Source organism: Paenibacillus graminis (assembly GCF_000758705.1).
Taxonomy (GTDB): Bacteria; Bacillota; Bacilli; order Paenibacillales; family Paenibacillaceae; genus Paenibacillus_AQ; species Paenibacillus_AQ graminis.
This window is the reverse complement of sequence record NZ_CP009287.1, coordinates 1,513,129-1,528,424: the sequence shown is the minus strand read 5'-3', so window position 1 is coordinate 1,528,424 and position 15,296 is coordinate 1,513,129. Positions and strand designations below refer to the sequence as shown.

Below are 15,296 nucleotides of genomic sequence, written 5' to 3'. Positions count from 1 at the left end.
TCATCTACTTGCGCAATCTATAGTCAGGCTTAAGCGTTCACGAGCAGCTGCTTGCCTGCCAGCCAAGCGATCAGCCGTTGATTGACCGCTTCTTCACTAAGCTGAGGAAACAGCTGTGCGGCAGCAACCGTATCGTACAGACGTTCCAGCGGTTCACGCGGGTCTGCCTTTTTGGCCTTGGCATCGTTCTTCAGCAGTTCCCATACATTCAGCACGTACTGGCGGGGATCAAGCTCCTGCTTGGCAAAAAAAGCATGCAGCTCTTCCACCTCATTCAGGAACTCCGCCCCGAACCGTTCAGCCACTGTGCCGCGCAGCAGGGCAATTTCCACTTCGTACATCGGGCGCACCTTCTTCGCATCTTTCCCGATCCAAGGAGTCTCCAGAATGAACGGCAGACCTGCAAGGGCTTCGTGATGGACCACCTTGTTGATAGTCTCAAAGCCAATATAGCCCGAGCCAATCGGCGTATGGCGGTCTTTTCCCGCCCCGCGCGGATTTTTGCTGTCATTAATATGGATTACACCCAGCCGGTTCAGGCCAATGACCTGGTCAAACTGCTGCAGCACACCATCCAGATCGCCGACAATATCATATCCGGCATCATGGATGTGGCAGGTATCGAGACAAATGGACAGCCGTTCGTTATGAACGACTTTGTCGATAATGGAGGCAATCTCCTCGAAGCTGCGGCCAACCTCTGTTCCTTTGCCGGCCATTGTCTCCAGAGCAATGTGCACTTCCGTCTCGTTCGTACCGCCAAGCACCTCGTTCAGACCATCTGCAATCCGCTGCACTCCATATTCAGCATCTTTGTCCGTGTATGCTCCCGGATGCAGCACGATATGCTTCACTTCAAGCGCATGCGTACGGCGGATTTCCTCCTGGAGAAAGTCAACAGCCAATTGATATGTGCTTTCCTTGTAAGAACCCAAGTTGATGATGTAAGGAGCATGGACTACAATTTCTTCCACACCATTATCCTTCATCGCCTGCTTGCCTTCAGCGGGATACATCGATTCAATAGGCTTGCGGCGCGTGTTCTGCGGCGCACCTGTATATATCATAAACGAGGTCGATCCGTACTCATTTGCTTCATTGGCCGCACTCAGGAGACCCTTGTCCGCACAGGACACATGTGAACCTATTTTAAGCATGCCTTTTTCCCTCTTTCCTTCACGAATTAACCCTTATTCTACCGTGATCGGGAAAATAAATCTAGGCAAGCTCTTGGCGCCTGCTCCCGCTTCGCAAAACTATGGAAATGCGCTATACTTTAGATGAGAATTAAGTTTGTGACAATCATCATTGTCAAAGGCGGTGTATTCATGTTTTCAAAATCAAGCTTAGGCCTGCTGTCAGCAACACCGAGCAACTGGTTTATGAACTCCATCGCATTTTGGACTTTTTTGCTGCTGGGCTGCATGTGCATCGGCGGCTATTTTATGTTCCGCAAGTTCCTAAAAGTGCTGCCCAAAGCCGACGGCAAATCCAAGCTGGACTGGCAGAATTATTGGGTCGAACGCAGCCGTCCACTGTGGAGCGATGAGATGAAGACTTTTCTGGATCAGCTCGTGCAGCCCGTGCCAAGTCCTTTCCGCGATATCGCCAAGCATTCCATAGCTGCCGAGATTGGCAAAATCGCAGTAGAGAGCCATGCGCCGGAGGTTACCCGCGAGCACTGTATCAAAGGGTATATCGTGGCTACACCACGGCGCGACAACCGTTTTCTGATTAGTTTCCTGGAAAAAAACGGTATTGATTATTCTCCTTATCAGCACCTGATTAAATAATCGAAGGAGCGACCTTATGAAATACCTAATCTGTGGGGGCAGCGGCTTCATCGGACGTGAGCTTACCGAATACTGGCTGCAGGGCGGGCATCAGATCATTGTTGTCGGCCGCAAACAGCCTGAATCTCGAACTGCTGCCCATCCGGCCCTAAGCTTTCTTACTTGGGACAGTCTGGCTTCACATCCGGAGCTTGCCTATGGCGCGGATGCCCTGGTCAATCTTGCCGGTTCCTCACTGAGCCAGCGCTGGAGTCCAAGCGGCAAGAAGTCCATTATGCAGTCGCGTCTTGAAACCGTTTCAGCAATAGCCAAGCTGCTGAACGCGCTGCAAAATAAGCCTCCTGTGGTTATTCAGTCCTCCGCAATAGCTATTTACGGCACTTCATTGGAGGACACATATGACGAAACCTCTCCAGTCCATGTGATGGATTTCCCGTCCGAGGTTGTGGAAGCCTGGGAAGGAGCTGCAGACGAAGCCTACAAGGGCGTAAGAGTAGTCAAACTGCGCACTGGCGTAGTGCTGGGCAACGAGAGCGGTGCTTTTCCCAAGATGAAGCTGCCCTACATGCTTGGCTTTGGCGGTAAAATCGGCAGCGGTAAGCAGTGGCTGTCCTGGATCGATCTTACCGATATCGTCCGGCTAATCGATTTCTGCGTGCAAACTCCCGGTATTGAAGGCCCTGTCAATGCAACTGCCCCGCACCCTGTAACCAATGAAGCATTCGGCAAAATGATCGGCAAAGTCTATCATCGCCCCCACTGGTTCCCTATTCCTGCCTTCCTGCTCAAGACAGCCGTAGGCGAGCTGTCGGAAATCCTCCTGAAAGGCCAGCGGGTGCTCCCTTCCAAAGCCTTAGAACATGGATTTACTTTTACTTATCCAACCTTGCAGCCGGCGCTGGAGCATCTGAAAGCGGAATAACCCCTCTCATGGAGTTGCCATATCACAGTTCCCTGACCGCTTCCTCTAGATCAGCTTCTCAGGCTGATCGGAAGGTATAGCAGCCTTTTATTATCGTGAACACAGCCCCTTCTGTCAGCGGATATTCCTTATAAGGGATCATTGCCTCCCCTTGAAACAACGTGCCGTTTCTGGAGTCCAGATCCTTCAGGATATATCCTCCCGCGCTTTTGAGGATCTCCGCATGAACTCTCGAAACTCCTTCGGACTTCTCCACATACTGCGCTACTTCAGGAGATCGGCCAATAAGAAAGCTGGGGCGGTTCAGTTCGATTTTTTCCGGAAGCCCGCTCTCATTCTCCTGGACCCTTTCAAGGTAGGGTACTGTATGTCCTCCTCTCTGTGTCCTTACATTCTCAGAAGGCAGATCGTCCTGCAGCAGGGCTGTAGCTTCCACTGGCATTGGCACGGGTATTAGGAGTTGGCTTCTTTCCTGCACCGGCGCCTTCGAATTCGCAGCTTGAGCATTAGCGCGGGCAGGGATTTCCAATTTCTGCGAAGACACTTTAATGTCTGGAACAGCAGCCGACACGGTGGAAACTGCGGGAGGCCGGCCAAAATGCCATTCCAGCTCCCTGTGATTTCTCCGGTGTATAGCCTCCATACCGTCTTCAGTCTCTTCTTCCTGTCTCCCGCCACCTAAAATCAGTCTTCCGCTCCAGACCAGCCAGCAAAATACACCCAGTACCAGCGTGGCTATTGCGCAGACGGCCATCCAAAGCGGCTTAGGATTGTCCAAATAAAGAAACTTCCACAATACTGCATCAGCCAAAACCCCTCCAAGCACCGTATAGGTTCTGTAGGCAGAGGGGACGGGAGACGTGCTGCTCTCCATATCCCCATCATCCGGCTGCTGCAGTGGCTGCTGCTCATTTAGCTTGAGTCGCGGGTAACCACTCATCCATGAAGCAGGTTTTTGAATCTCCGATGCCGCATTCCCGAACCCCTCCCCCGTCCGGCTCTGTACAGGAACAGCAGATGCAACGCTTGGCGCTGTGCCAGTCGCTTCCCGAATACCTCTCTCTGCCGGCCCGTTTGTATCCGCCCAAACTGAACTTGGCCCCGCCGGTGCAGTATCTGTGAACCTGTTTGCCCCCTCACCGTCCGTCAGCATTCCGGCTAGCAGTTCCTTCAATCCGGCCGGAGTGAACTCTCCTTCCCCGCAGTATTGCAGCAGTTTTTGCACTCCATCACCGGACAATTCTCTTATAGACGCCATAAGGGCCATAATCAGTGACTTCAGCGCTTCTCCTGCACTCACCGGAAATTCTGCAGCCTGCAGAGGAAGATAAGTAAGATGCACCTTGCCGCTGCGCAGAGGTCCTTCGATAAAAATGTAATCTTCATGCAGCACATACTGCTCAGCACTCAGCATATATAACCGTCCCTCCTCCATCCCTACTGCAATCTGCAGCAGCAGTCCGAAGAAATCGGGCATGCCCAGCTTGTCCCCCTTCAGAAGATGACTGAGCATTTTCCGGCGGGAAAGCGCATAATCAAGGGTTACCTGCAAATTGATTTCTTTGAGCTGCAGCCGGAGATGATGTGGAATCCCGGTATTCATCAGCATACGGGCCTGAACCATATTGAGCTCATCCGGCCTTATTCCCCCAGGTTTGCTGAGCAGCATCGAGATGCCGTCCCGCTGTACAAAATCACGGCTTAATCCAAACAATACGCCTCACCTCTCCACTATAAGTACAAATAAGCACAGATGAACCCTGGAACAACCGCCAGCATAAAAGGGAATTTCAACAGATCATCGCTTCGCCTCCTCAATAGCCGGTGATCCCGGAACATTAAAAATCCGGCACTTCTGCTGATAATCCCTCGAATGCGTCTTCCTGTTTCCCGTCTGGAAAAAACAATGATCCATCCGATCACTGCTCCGATCAATACAGAATAGACAGTAACCTGCAAGGTGAACAGCGCCCCCGTCCAGGCACCGATTCCCGCAAAAAGCTTCACATCTCCTGCGCCAACTGCACCCAGAAGATGCATGATCAGCAGGAGCAGAAACCCTGTGCCTGCGCCGCATATGGATATCAGAAATCCTTGGCGTCCGTTCATCATCCCCTGCACAATCAGCCCGGCCACCAGGAGCGGAAGCGTGATCCAGTTCGGTATCCTCATGGAGCGGATATCTGTAAGGAGCGCCGCTGCCAAGAAGGGCAGACAGCTCCAGAATGCCCATGCCGCCATTACTTTTCCCCTTCTTCCGCCTGAATTTTTTTCACCACTGTAAAAGCTGCCTCCAGCGAGGTGCCATCCTGCAGCTGGATAACAAAACGCCATGTGCCCGGTGTAGTATTCACCCCAATTTTCCATTCCCAATCGATATATCCATTCTCATCTGCCTGCTTCCAACCCAAGTATTTGGCTGTGCTCTGACCGCTTTTATAGAAGATAGACAAGCTGGCTGAAGCATTGGGCGGAATCTTGACCCGAATCCTGCCCTGGTGATTGGCCACTCCGGGGTTTGGCTTCTCCAGAATAACAATGGAGTTATGATCTTTCCCGCCCCCTGAACCGTCCTCTTCATCTCCGGCATCTGTATTTCCTATCCAGAGACGCTCCACCGAACTGGCCTCAAGCACGATTTGCTGATTCAGAAAAGGTACCCTCATTGGCAGTTCATAGCTCACCACAAGTCCAAAGTATGGCCGCGACCCAGTTTTAAGGTCCGGGACAATCACATTTGAAACATGAATGCGGTCATATTCCAGCCAGTCTGTTGACAGATAGGGCTTCATTACAGGCTTGAACGCCAGATCCAGCGCTCCTTCAGATGCCTCTGCCTGCAATTTCTGCAAGGGGTCTTCCCCCCGCTTCACGGCTGAACGGACCCAATCAGCGACCGGTTCCGGGAGGTCTGCCACATAGCTGTCACTCCACTCCTCAAGCGAGAGCCGGGGGATGCTCCATTTATCCGAAGATCCGGCAGCTCCAGAAGCATCTGCTTCTCCGCCTGAGCCCGGGGCAGCGTCTCCTTCTTTGCCGGCTTCCTGTTGCTGCACAGCCAGTGCAGCAGGATACATATGGGCCGAGATGACCTTCACCGTATCCGAAGCTGTGCTCTGCAGAGCAGTCGAGTATAAGGACATCTGCACAATGAAGATCAGGAACAGGACAAAAAGCAAAAACATAGGGAGGACCATAGCGGCTTCCACCACCATGCTGCCTTCACACCCCGGTCTTCTCCGCTTCCGGAACCTTTGCTTCACCTTGTTCCACCTCCCAGCTAATAAGAAAAATCTGCCTGTACAGTCCGGTAGTATAATTTGCCCTGCACATCACCGGAAAGACCGCCGCCGTAATCCAGCAGCTTCACTACTCCCGGCAAAAACCATAACGGCATTGCCATTCTGATATCTGCTGCTGCGTATGTGAATTTGTCATCCGGGTTACTTCCGGTATTCAGCCGGATTAAAGCCAGCATTCGCGATAATTGGATATCCCCGCCGCCATGCAGCACCAGAAACAAACGCAGATAATCCCGGTAACTCAATTTCGCGGGTATGTACTTGGACAGTGGAATTTCACCATCCTTACATAACAGCAGCATATCCTGTACTGCCTGCTCGACTCCGTATAGAAGTGCCGCCGCCAATATCAGCAGCGGATTGCCCAGGCCGGACCTCTCTGTAAAACCCTCCATCGTACGTATTGCCAGACGCACTGCAAAAATCTCCCCGTAAGCTGCTGCTATATTTCCGCCGGGATTGTAGAAGCCATACAAAACATACTCCAACTCCTGAGCCGTAGGATCAAGCTGATCCGCCAGCTTCCCCGCTGCTTCATCTATAGAACCTGAAGTTAGGCCGGACAGCTGCGAGATATCAAAGGGAGGGAAATACAGCGCCGCGTATTCGGTCTGAAAGAGCCTGTCTCTGGCCCCTTCCAGCACATTGCCCATTGCGGCATAGAGTCCGTCCACTTTGACCATGGAGGAGCTTCCGGCAGAATAGAGGTTCTGATCCGCCGCCCCCGTATCTGAACCCTGGTCTAACCCCTTGTTAAACGCTAAATTGTCGTCGTGATAATTACGCAGCGTCTGATAACGTTCCATAGCTTCCCCGGCGCCAGAGCCAAGCCCGCGAATTTGGTCCAGCAGCTTCATGGCATCGCCTAGCTTGCCTTTGGCCGCCTGCTCCGTCTGCTTGCGCTGGCTGTCGAAAGTGCGGTGGGTCTCAATCCGGGCTCTATCAGCAGCAATAAGCCCGCCGTCATTTCCATAATTGCGCATATAGCTGTCAACTGTCTGCGACACATCCAGGACAGTGGCCACCATGCCCGAAACATCGGCATTCAATCCCGATGCAGGACTCAAACTTCCGGGCAAGATGGCGACCTCTTGTACTACGGTCTGCGAAGCTGTCTGCTGTTCCGACAAGCTATTCTCCAGTATACTGATGTCACTTGCTGCAAGGATAAGCGAATCTTCCTGCTCGCGCAGCTTATGGATCGGATCTGCGCTCAACTCAGCTGTACCGCCTGGAATATCCCAGCTCTGCGCCGGGTTCTGCGCATCGTCCGGCCCGCTGTTCCGGGACTGCTCAAGCAGGCTTTTCATTTGACTATTCAGAGCTTTGACCTGTTCCAGCGCAGCCGCGGCCTCTTCCATATAGTGTTGCTGCGCTTCCTGAAAAGCCGCCTGACTGCCGGAAACCTGCTTAAGCATTTCAGCGGATTGTTGTAGATACGACTGCAAAAGACTCCCGTACCACGCAGTTCTGCCCTCAGCCCTGCGCTGCATATCGGCATGATATTTATCTTCATAGTCGCCATACATGGCAGGGATATCCGCGGCAGCAGTGATACTGCCTACCGGAGTCGATATAATGCTGTCACCTGGCGGATTCATGATCAGCGCCCGCAGTGTTTTTCCGCTCTCTGCCGCCTGTTTCCGCGACTTCAGCATTTGATCCAGCGCTTCCTCCCGCTCGTCATACAAGGGCTGCAGCTTGCCGAGCATCTTGGTTGTCCGTGAAGCTTCACCCATCGCCGTAGACAGCGGCTTGAACTTGCCGGCCAGCTCCAGAGCAAAATCAACCGGCGCTTTATATTTCATGTCTTCAACAATCTGGCGGCGGAAAATATCATAGCTTCCAAGCGGCCGGCTCCAGCTTAAGGAAGAAGAATCCAAATTCAAAGGCAGCAGGTTAAAAGCATCGCCGCGTCCGCTCTCATACAAATTATCATTCAGCACACTGGCCAACAGCTGGCCGCCGTCATTGCCGCCATAAGCAAACAGTCCATATTTGTCTTTCAGTTCAATATCATAAGCTGACATGACCGAACGGACAGCAGCCCGGGCCAGGCGCTCTTCCTGTACATTTACAGCGGCAATGCGCGCATAGTCAATCAGCACAGCGGTAAACAGGAAAACGAATGCCAGCACCATAATTAAAAAGATAGAGACTGAACCATCCGATCGGGTATATCTGTCAAGCCTGCACCTTATGGCTCTCGCAAAAACATGCTTAGTTTCAGACTTCAAGCGGGTCTACCCTCCTTCCTTGCCTTAGCCGCTGTTCCCCAAATATTTTCACTCCAGCCTGCTCCTCTTCCTCAGTGCAGCTTGTTCAACATAATCGCTGCATTCTTCTTTTCCATCCCTGTTCCTGACTTGGCACCGTCTGGCCCGCCTTTGAATTTGGCACCGTAATAACGCATAAGATCAACGGTACGGATAAATTCAACCGGTTCAGCAACCACAGACTGGGCCTGTACTACTGGCACGGCCTTATCGGAGAGAATCCCATCGAGCACAGGCAAATTCAGCATCCGCTTCAGCTCTGCGCTGATTTGCCGGCCTGCGAGGCTATAGGCATATTTCATCTCGCCCGGCATATTTGCCGGCACCATACCGGATGCGTGCTCCAGCTTCACCACAGGCAGAGTGCCTCCATCCTTGGCGGCAGGGAGCGTAATGGCTGCTCCACCGTCAGGTGCGCCGATGCCGAATAAAGAGGAGAGCAGAGCATCATCGCCAATGCGCCAATACAGCGGGTCGTATTCGCCAACGGGGTAAGCACCCTTCGTTTCTTTGTGGGTGTTATCCCAGTTGTAAGCCGCACGCTCCGCAGCGGCTGAAGCGATCTGCAGCAGCATCGACTTCTGATAGCTGTATAGACAGAAGAACAGCAGCAGCATAGTGATGCACATAATAATCGGCAGCAATAGAGAGGCTTCTACAGTGAAACTGCCCTCATCTTTCCGATGCGTGCTCAATCGAATACTTTCTGGCTCTTTTCACCAGCCGTCTCAATCAGAGCTTCCACTACCTCCTGAATCTTGTCCTTGAAGAGAAGGACGACCGCAATCAGCACAGCAATAATCATAATCATCTCCAGCGTGCCGAGTCCTTCCTCGTCCTTCCAAAAGCTTTGTACAGCTCCCGCCAGCATTGAACTCATCATCAGCTTCCTCCTTCTACATTTTGAGCATCATGAACGCCGGCGTCCCCACCAGCACAATGACAATTAAAAAGATGACTACCATCGGAAAAACCAGCTTCGAGGAAGCCTGTTCCCCGCGCGTCCGGCTGATCGCCTTCCGTTTCTCCCACAGCATCCGCGAGAGATCGCGCAGTGCCAGGACAAAATCGGCTCCGCCTCTGCGGTAATTAAGCAGCACCGTGGTGGTGAACAGTGAGACCTCCTGTACCGCACAGCGTTTGCTGAAATTCTCAAAAGCCTGCTGGAACGAATAGCCGCTGTCCCACTCGGCAGTCATTTGGTGCAGTTCCTTATAGAGCGGGTGCGATGTATCCCCCTTGCGGCTGTCCACACAGCGGATGATCGCCCGCTGCACTGTTTCTCCTGCACCTACGAGAAGCACAATGCTGTTCAGCAGCTCCGGCAGTTCAAAGCTGATATTCTGCTCCCGAAGACGTACCTTCTTATGGAGATCGCTAACCAGGGCAGCTGGAAGCATTACCGCCAGAAATGTCCCCAGCACGGTTCCGGCTGTCTCCCCGCTTAACACCGTCAGCACACTTCCGGCTGTCAGGAACAGCCAGCTGTAGCTGATCATCTCCCCCATAAAGAGCAATGTCCGCTCTGCGCTATAGCGCGTTCCGTAGGTACGCTGCAGGGAGCGCTGAATCCTGAACATGGCAGAGGGAAAATATCTTCCCAGCTTCCATCTCTCGATCATCCAGAGAAACGGCTCACCCAGCCCTCTTAGCCGCAGCCCCTCCATAGGGAGCTTGCGCAGTCCAGCGTATCTGCTTCCGCATTTAAGACGGAGCAGCCCCCAGCCAAGTGCCAGTACCAGCGCGGCGGCGCCGCATAGCCAGGTCATTCATTTCACCTCCTTTACAGTGGAATATTCATGATCTTGGAAGTCCACAGGGAGCATAGAAAAAGCAGCCCAAGAGCCAGCGTAGAGATCACGATGCCTGCACCTGTATACATCGGCTCCATATAATCTCCAGCTGTCATACTCATGAATATCACCATGATGAGCGGCGAAACCAGCAAAGCCTTGGCCTCAAATTTCTTCTGGGCGATGCTGACAGCAATCTCCTGCTGCATATCCAGCTTCTCCCCGATAATGGTTGAAGTCCGCCGCACGATCTCTACCAGGTCGCCCCCGGTCCGTTTACAGACGGAGAATACATCGGCGAACCGTTCGACATCTTCCATGCCCGCCCGTTTGCTGAAATCATTCAAGGCTTCTTCAACCGGCTGTCCATACTCCATGCGTGCACAGATAATGTTCAGCTCAGAGATCATATCGCTGTCACCCTCCGGGTCAAGCATCAGCAGATCCTGCACCGCTTCGCGAAAAGCATTCTCCACAGAGCGTCCGGCGGACAACGAAGAAGAAAGCGAAAACAGCATCTGCTTAAACTGCAGATTAAGCGCAGAACGACGACGGCGATGAAGATAATCCCGCAGTATTCGCGGCGCATAAGCCCCGCCCGGGACCAGCAGCAGGGACAGCAGCCCATTGTGGTAAAATAGGCAGCCAATCGCCCAGAGCAGCGTTCCTCCAACCAGCATCGCCGTGATTTTGTGCCAGGAAGCCAATGTGTACACGGTATAGTCGGGCAGTTGTGCCGCCGCGCCGGGGTTCCCCAACGGTGTACCGGCCCCCGGCCGCGGTCTGCTGTTCATACTCAACCTATATGCACCGCTATTCCGCAGATGCTGCACCTTCTGTTTTAACGAGATCAGATCACTTCCCCCTTCCAGTGGATTCCGGCCATCCCGAGCTTGCCGGTATGCAGCATCGGGTTCCCGCTGGGGATCAGACCGCCCTGAACATGTCCGTCCGTCTCACCCGTTTCTCGGAATTCATAGAGTGGATTCAGCACCACCTCCCCCTCCTTGACCCCGGCAACCTCACAGATTTCCGTCACCCGGCGGGAACGGTCACGCAGCCGCGCCAGATGCACAAAGATATCAATCGCAGAGCCAATCTGCTGCCGGACGACCGCCACCGGCAGATCGGCAGCACTGAGTACCATCGTTTCCAGACGGCTGACCATATCCCGGGCACTGTTTGAGTGGCCCGTGCTGAGGCAGCCGTCATGGCCGGTATTCATCGCCTGAAGCATATCGAGGCATTCTGCGCCCCGAACCTCGCCCACCACAATGCGGTTCGGCCGCATCCGCAGTGAGGAACGGATCAGATCACGGATGCTGATCTCTCCCCGGCCTTCCGTATTCGCATTTCTCGTCTCCAGCGAAACGAGATTCGGTACGGTGACGATCTGCAGCTCGGCTGAATCCTCAATCGTAATCACCCGCTCCTGCGGCGGTATGAACTGCGACAATGCATTTAGAAAGGTTGTTTTGCCTGAGCCGGTGCCGCCGCTGATAAAAATATTGTATTTCGCCGCCACTAACATCTGCAGAAGCTCCGCAGCCTCCCTACTTACAGCCTCCCGGCGGATCAGCTCGTTCATCGTCATCGGCGTTTCGGGAAACTTGCGGATAGTCATCGCCGGCCCCTTCAGTGCTACCGGCGGCAGAACGATATTGACCCGGGACCCGTCCTTCAGCCGCGCATCCACGATCGGTGAGGAATCGTTGACTACCCGGTTAACACCGGAGACCACCGACTGTATAATATCCTCCAATCGGCTGCTGGACTCAAAGGCCAGCGGGAGGCGGCGGATCAGCCCGTTCTCCTCGACAAAAATCTCATCATGGCTGTTGATCATAATCTCGGTGACCGCCGGATTATCCACCAGCGGCTGCAGCACATCCAGGCCCCGGAATGAATCGAACAGCTTCTTGACCAGGGTATGCTTCTCTTGTGCGGTCAGATGCCGCAGGTTGTCCCGCGCAAGAACCGTCTGCTCTATATAAGCGGTAAGCTCACGGTTGCCGACAGCAGACGTCAGATCCAGTCCGGAACGGATGTCACTGCGGAGCAGCCGGAACATCTCTTCATTCATATACCATTCCCTGTAAAGACACGCGGCAGCGCGGGCTCAATGATTCCCGAGCAGAGCTGCTGTATCCCGAGAATGAATTGTGGAGAATTCAGGCACAGCTCCCCGTGGTGCTGCATGGCCCATGAAGAGATAAAAGGAAGCACAGCATCTATTTCCAACCCTTCAGAGAGAAGCTCTCCTCTATTGGCATCGGCTGCAAAATTCAGCACAAACCTGCTTTTGCCCTGTACCTCCTGCAGTCTGCCGGAGTGGGGTTTACTACAATGCTCCAGCCATCTCCCGGTCTTGTGCATACTGTTCTTATCACTCGTCAGCACCCAGAGCAGGAGGCCGCATCTATGGAGAACAGCCTGAGTCTGCTGCTCCTCAATGCCACCGGTATCTACAATGACAACATCATAGCGCCCCGCCCCGGACAGTTCTTCCAGCACATCCAGCGTATCCGTCAGCGACATCTCCAGCTTTTCCTTAAGATTGTCCACCGGTCTGAAGGCCTCGGTTCGCAGACTTTCATGCCGGATCACATATTGTTCAAGCTCTATCTTTCCTGCTTCTGCCTGGCCCCCCTCTCCTGCACTTGCCTTCAGTTCATACAGCAGGCGCTCCAGACCAAGGGCGTTGCCGTCCGGCAAGCGCAGGAACAATCCGCTGCTGTCCACACTTTCCAGATTCAGATAAAAAACAGACAGTCCCAGTCCCCCAAGCTGCTTCGCCATATTGAGTGCAAGCGTGGTTTTACCGCTGCTGCCACTGGCTGAGACCACACTCAGCAGCAGCGTCTCTTCCTTGGGCACTAACGCTGTCCGGCTTCGCTTCAGATCGCATAGCTGAAGTATGGACTCCAGCAGAGAAGGCAGCGCCTGATACTTGACAATCATTTGTCCCCCCGCCAGACTCCCGGAAGGTTTGCCGCGGATGTCCCCGTCATCACTAAGGACTGCCCACGGCACTGAATTCCTCCCCTCCACCAGCCACGCCTCAATAAAAGAAGGATCTCCTACAACCGCGTCCGGGACTTCCTCACCCTGCATAAACTCCATAAAAGCATCCAGCATGCTGAACGCGCTGACCCGCAGCATCCCACCATATTCACTATGGTGAATATAGTGGAGCAATGGCTCAATGTATTGGCTCTCCCGTACTGCGAGCACGATTCTGGCTGCCATGTCACCCTCTCCTTTCTGTAAAAAGACAGCAAAAAAGCACCGCCAATGACCGTGGGATACGGTCATTGAACGGTGCTTCCGTTACTATTCCTGTAATTTACAGCTATAGTAGCATATATATTAGATCACAGCAATACCTTTTTTTGCCTACTCTAAAATTCCCTCAGTTCCTATATCCAACACAGGATATTCCCCGAACCATTATCGTCCTGTATAATTTATATGTTCATCATTTGCGACCCCTAACATATAACAAAGGAGATTTTCGACACATGAAATTTGTACCCGGTTTTCTTGCCGCTGTAGCCATATCCGGTGTTATCTGCGTATCAGCAGCAGCAGCAGAGCAGCCCATTACCGTAACGGTTGATCAGCAGAAACTGAACCTGAGCAGCAGCGCACCAGTCAAGGATCAAGGTTCCATCCTCGTTCCCATGCGTCCGATTTTTGAGAAGCTGGGGCTTACCCTTGTATGGGATTCCAAGACAGGCACCATCACAGCCTCCAGGGAAAGCCTGACAATCACCCTGCAGCTCGGCAGCAAAAAAGCGACTGTAAACGGAACCGTAAAACAGCTGGCAACTGCTCCAAAAATGGTTAACAACGTTACTTATGTCCCGCTCCGTTTCGTAGGCGAAGCAACAGGCAAAAGTGTAGTCTGGAACGCCAAAGCCAATTCCGTAGAAATCAAAAGCAGTCTGAACAGCACGGACGATAAGGGGATTTCCGAGCTTTTTAATCAATACGTCAGCTATTCCAACAAAGAAGATTACGAGGGTTTTATAAGTCTGATCGATCCGAAGTCACCGCTGGCTGCAGCCGCAACGGCATTCAAAGACCAGATGGCAGCTTACGACGTCACCACGGCCATTGCCAGAATGGACATTATCGATATCCAGGAGAAGGAAGCAACTGTGGATGTTGTGGAAACAACAGAGAGAACCGGTGGAGCCTTCACACCAAACAGTACTGCAGAATACATTTATTCGCTGACCAAAAATGCCTCCGGCTCCAACTGGCTGATCAGCAATGTGCAAATCCAGGCTGTCCAATATTCTCTCCCGGCAGGAGCGCTTGAAGCTAAAGCCACCGTTCCGGCAGCCGATGAAGAGCAGATCAAGGCCGTGCTGCAGGCGAATACGGATTACACCAACAAAGAAGATCTGACTGGCGTGCTGTCTACCATAGACGAGTCCTCTCCAGCCTACAAGCTGAGCGAGCAGACTTACAAGCAGCTTTTCAACTCCTATGATTTGCAATCCAGCCTGGAGTCTTCCAAAGTCATTTATTTCAATGATAATGAAGCTGCGATTTATGCCGTTATGACAACCAAAAAGCTTAAGGGTCCACAGTTCACCGATAACCGGACTGAAACGGTGACAACTGTCAAGAAATCGGCAGACGGCAAGTGGAAGCTTGTACAAACCTACAACCTTAGCACGAAACCGCTGACGAACTAGGCCAATTTGACCTTTTCTGTTACCCAAAAAAACGCAGCAGAGCTCTATCGGAGCACCTGCTGCGTTTGTAATTGTCTTCTACAGAAACCGCTTCCGGATCTCCGGCGTCGGGACCATACATTGTTCATCCCGGCCGAACCAGCGGTAACGGTTCCTCGCAACTAACCTGTACAGGGCGTTCCGCAGCGGACGGGGGATAACGATAAGCAGATAAGCAGCAGGCCACGGAAAACGCAGTCTGCGGGCGATCCGCAGCACTGCAGCCGATTCCGTATAACATACGCCGTTCTCCAGCAGGACAACCGTGCTGAGCTGTCCGGGAACAAGACCGCTGTCATTCATCAGCTTACGGGAAATCTCACTCTGTAAAGGGGCAAACAGAATCCGTCCTTGGGGATCACGGGGGATAATGAACCGCACCAGCCCCTGGCACAGATGGCAGACCCCATCAATCAGCACAACAGCTTTGTTTGTTAGAGCTTCGTTTTGTACTTCCACTAT

At 52.9% G+C, this 15,296-nt stretch carries 15 protein-coding genes; 3 read left to right on the top strand and 12 right to left on the bottom strand.

Annotated features, from left to right (window positions below; genetic code table 11):
- Window positions 1–29: 29 nt before the first annotated feature.
- Window positions 30–1,157, bottom strand: coding sequence for a deoxyribonuclease IV (locus PGRAT_RS06575; protein WP_025704998.1), 1,128 nt, complete (start codon window positions 1,155–1,157; stop codon window positions 30–32).
- 171 nt (window positions 1,158–1,328) lie between these two features.
- Here PGRAT_RS06575 and PGRAT_RS06570 point away from each other — a divergent pair, with 171 nt between their 5' ends.
- Together PGRAT_RS06570 and PGRAT_RS06565 are read left to right on the top strand one after the other, a co-directional pair.
- Window positions 1,329–1,793, top strand: coding sequence for a DUF2621 domain-containing protein (locus PGRAT_RS06570; protein ID WP_025704997.1), 465 nt, complete (start codon window positions 1,329–1,331; stop codon window positions 1,791–1,793).
- Between the two features lie 16 nt (window positions 1,794–1,809).
- Window positions 1,810–2,715, top strand: a complete 906-nt coding sequence (locus PGRAT_RS06565) for a TIGR01777 family oxidoreductase (protein WP_025704996.1) — start codon at window positions 1,810–1,812, stop codon at window positions 2,713–2,715.
- 58 nt (window positions 2,716–2,773) lie between these two features.
- Here the strand turns inward: PGRAT_RS06565 and PGRAT_RS06560 are convergent, their stop codons facing one another.
- The 10 genes from PGRAT_RS06560 to PGRAT_RS06515 form a co-directional block, all read right to left on the bottom strand.
- The gene (locus PGRAT_RS06560; RefSeq protein WP_025704995.1) at window positions 2,774–4,429 is read right to left on the bottom strand and encodes a DUF6382 and FHA domain-containing protein; all 1,656 of its coding nucleotides are present in this window, start codon (window positions 4,427–4,429) and stop codon (window positions 2,774–2,776) included.
- Between the two features lie 17 nt (window positions 4,430–4,446).
- On the bottom strand, window positions 4,447–4,956 hold the full coding sequence (locus PGRAT_RS06555; protein WP_025704994.1) for an A24 family peptidase: 510 nt from the start codon (window positions 4,954–4,956) through the stop codon (window positions 4,447–4,449).
- Window positions 4,956–5,978: a TadE/TadG family type IV pilus assembly protein gene (locus PGRAT_RS06550; RefSeq protein WP_025704993.1), complete on the bottom strand. Its 1,023-nt coding sequence runs from the start codon at window positions 5,976–5,978 to the stop codon at window positions 4,956–4,958. The genes PGRAT_RS06555 and PGRAT_RS06550 overlap by 1 nt, the downstream gene beginning before the upstream one ends.
- Window positions 5,979–5,995: 17 nt before the next feature.
- Window positions 5,996–8,254 (bottom strand): hypothetical protein, encoded by a 2,259-nt coding sequence (locus PGRAT_RS06545; protein ID WP_025704992.1) that lies wholly within the window; start codon window positions 8,252–8,254, stop codon window positions 5,996–5,998.
- A 71-nt stretch (window positions 8,255–8,325) separates the two neighbouring features.
- Window positions 8,326–8,988 carry a TadE family protein gene (locus PGRAT_RS06540; RefSeq protein ID WP_051424713.1) on the bottom strand — a complete coding sequence of 221 codons (663 nt, stop codon included), beginning with the start codon at window positions 8,986–8,988 and terminating at the stop codon, window positions 8,326–8,328.
- Window positions 8,985–9,176 (bottom strand): Flp1 family type IVb pilin, encoded by a 192-nt coding sequence (locus tag PGRAT_RS06535; RefSeq protein WP_025704990.1) that lies wholly within the window; start codon window positions 9,174–9,176, stop codon window positions 8,985–8,987. Before PGRAT_RS06535 ends, PGRAT_RS06540 begins: the two co-directional genes overlap by 4 nt.
- A 13-nt stretch (window positions 9,177–9,189) precedes the next feature.
- Entirely contained in the window at window positions 9,190–10,062 is an 873-nt protein-coding gene (locus tag PGRAT_RS06530; protein ID WP_025704989.1) for a type II secretion system F family protein, read from the bottom strand.
- A 14-nt stretch (window positions 10,063–10,076) separates the two neighbouring features.
- Entirely contained in the window at window positions 10,077–10,880 is an 804-nt protein-coding gene (locus PGRAT_RS06525; protein ID WP_042267876.1) for a type II secretion system F family protein, read from the bottom strand.
- Window positions 10,881–10,936: 56 nt separating this feature from the next.
- A complete protein-coding gene (locus tag PGRAT_RS06520) occupies window positions 10,937–12,169 on the bottom strand; it encodes a TadA family conjugal transfer-associated ATPase (RefSeq protein WP_025704987.1) in 1,233 nt (410 codons plus the stop codon).
- Window positions 12,166–13,335, bottom strand: coding sequence for a P-loop NTPase family protein (locus PGRAT_RS06515; protein ID WP_025704986.1), 1,170 nt, complete (start codon window positions 13,333–13,335; stop codon window positions 12,166–12,168). Before PGRAT_RS06515 ends, PGRAT_RS06520 begins: the two co-directional genes overlap by 4 nt.
- A 272-nt stretch (window positions 13,336–13,607) precedes the next feature.
- On the opposite strand from PGRAT_RS06515, the gene PGRAT_RS06510 reads away from it, so the two are divergent.
- Complete coding sequence (locus tag PGRAT_RS06510; RefSeq protein ID WP_025704985.1) at window positions 13,608–14,795, top strand: copper amine oxidase N-terminal domain-containing protein; 1,188 nt, start codon at window positions 13,608–13,610, stop codon at window positions 14,793–14,795.
- Window positions 14,796–14,873: 78 nt separating this feature from the next.
- Here PGRAT_RS06510 and PGRAT_RS06505 read toward each other — a convergent pair whose 3' ends face one another.
- Window positions 14,874–15,293, bottom strand: a complete 420-nt coding sequence (locus tag PGRAT_RS06505) for a thiol-disulfide oxidoreductase DCC family protein (protein WP_036704341.1) — start codon at window positions 15,291–15,293, stop codon at window positions 14,874–14,876.
- Between the last annotated feature and the right edge of the window lie 3 nt (window positions 15,294–15,296).

Coding starts and splice junctions, on each gene's coding strand:
- PGRAT_RS06575 (WP_025704998.1), bottom strand. CDS start 1,157: ATGCTTAAAATAGGTTCACATGTGTCCTGTGCGGACAAGGGTCTCCTG.
- PGRAT_RS06570 (WP_025704997.1), top strand. CDS start 1,329: ATGTTTTCAAAATCAAGCTTAGGCCTGCTGTCAGCAACACCGAGCAAC.
- PGRAT_RS06565 (WP_025704996.1), top strand. CDS start 1,810: ATGAAATACCTAATCTGTGGGGGCAGCGGCTTCATCGGACGTGAGCTT.
- PGRAT_RS06555 (WP_025704994.1), bottom strand. CDS start 4,956: ATGGCGGCATGGGCATTCTGGAGCTGTCTGCCCTTCTTGGCAGCGGCG.
- PGRAT_RS06535 (WP_025704990.1), bottom strand. CDS start 9,176: ATGATGAGTTCAATGCTGGCGGGAGCTGTACAAAGCTTTTGGAAGGAC.
- PGRAT_RS06530 (WP_025704989.1), bottom strand. CDS start 10,062: ATGACCTGGCTATGCGGCGCCGCCGCGCTGGTACTGGCACTTGGCTGG.
- PGRAT_RS06525 (WP_042267876.1), bottom strand. CDS start 10,880: ATGAACAGCAGACCGCGGCCGGGGGCCGGTACACCGTTGGGGAACCCC.
- PGRAT_RS06520 (WP_025704987.1), bottom strand. CDS start 12,169: ATGAATGAAGAGATGTTCCGGCTGCTCCGCAGTGACATCCGTTCCGGA.
- PGRAT_RS06515 (WP_025704986.1), bottom strand. CDS start 13,335: ATGGCAGCCAGAATCGTGCTCGCAGTACGGGAGAGCCAATACATTGAG.
- PGRAT_RS06510 (WP_025704985.1), top strand. CDS start 13,608: ATGAAATTTGTACCCGGTTTTCTTGCCGCTGTAGCCATATCCGGTGTT.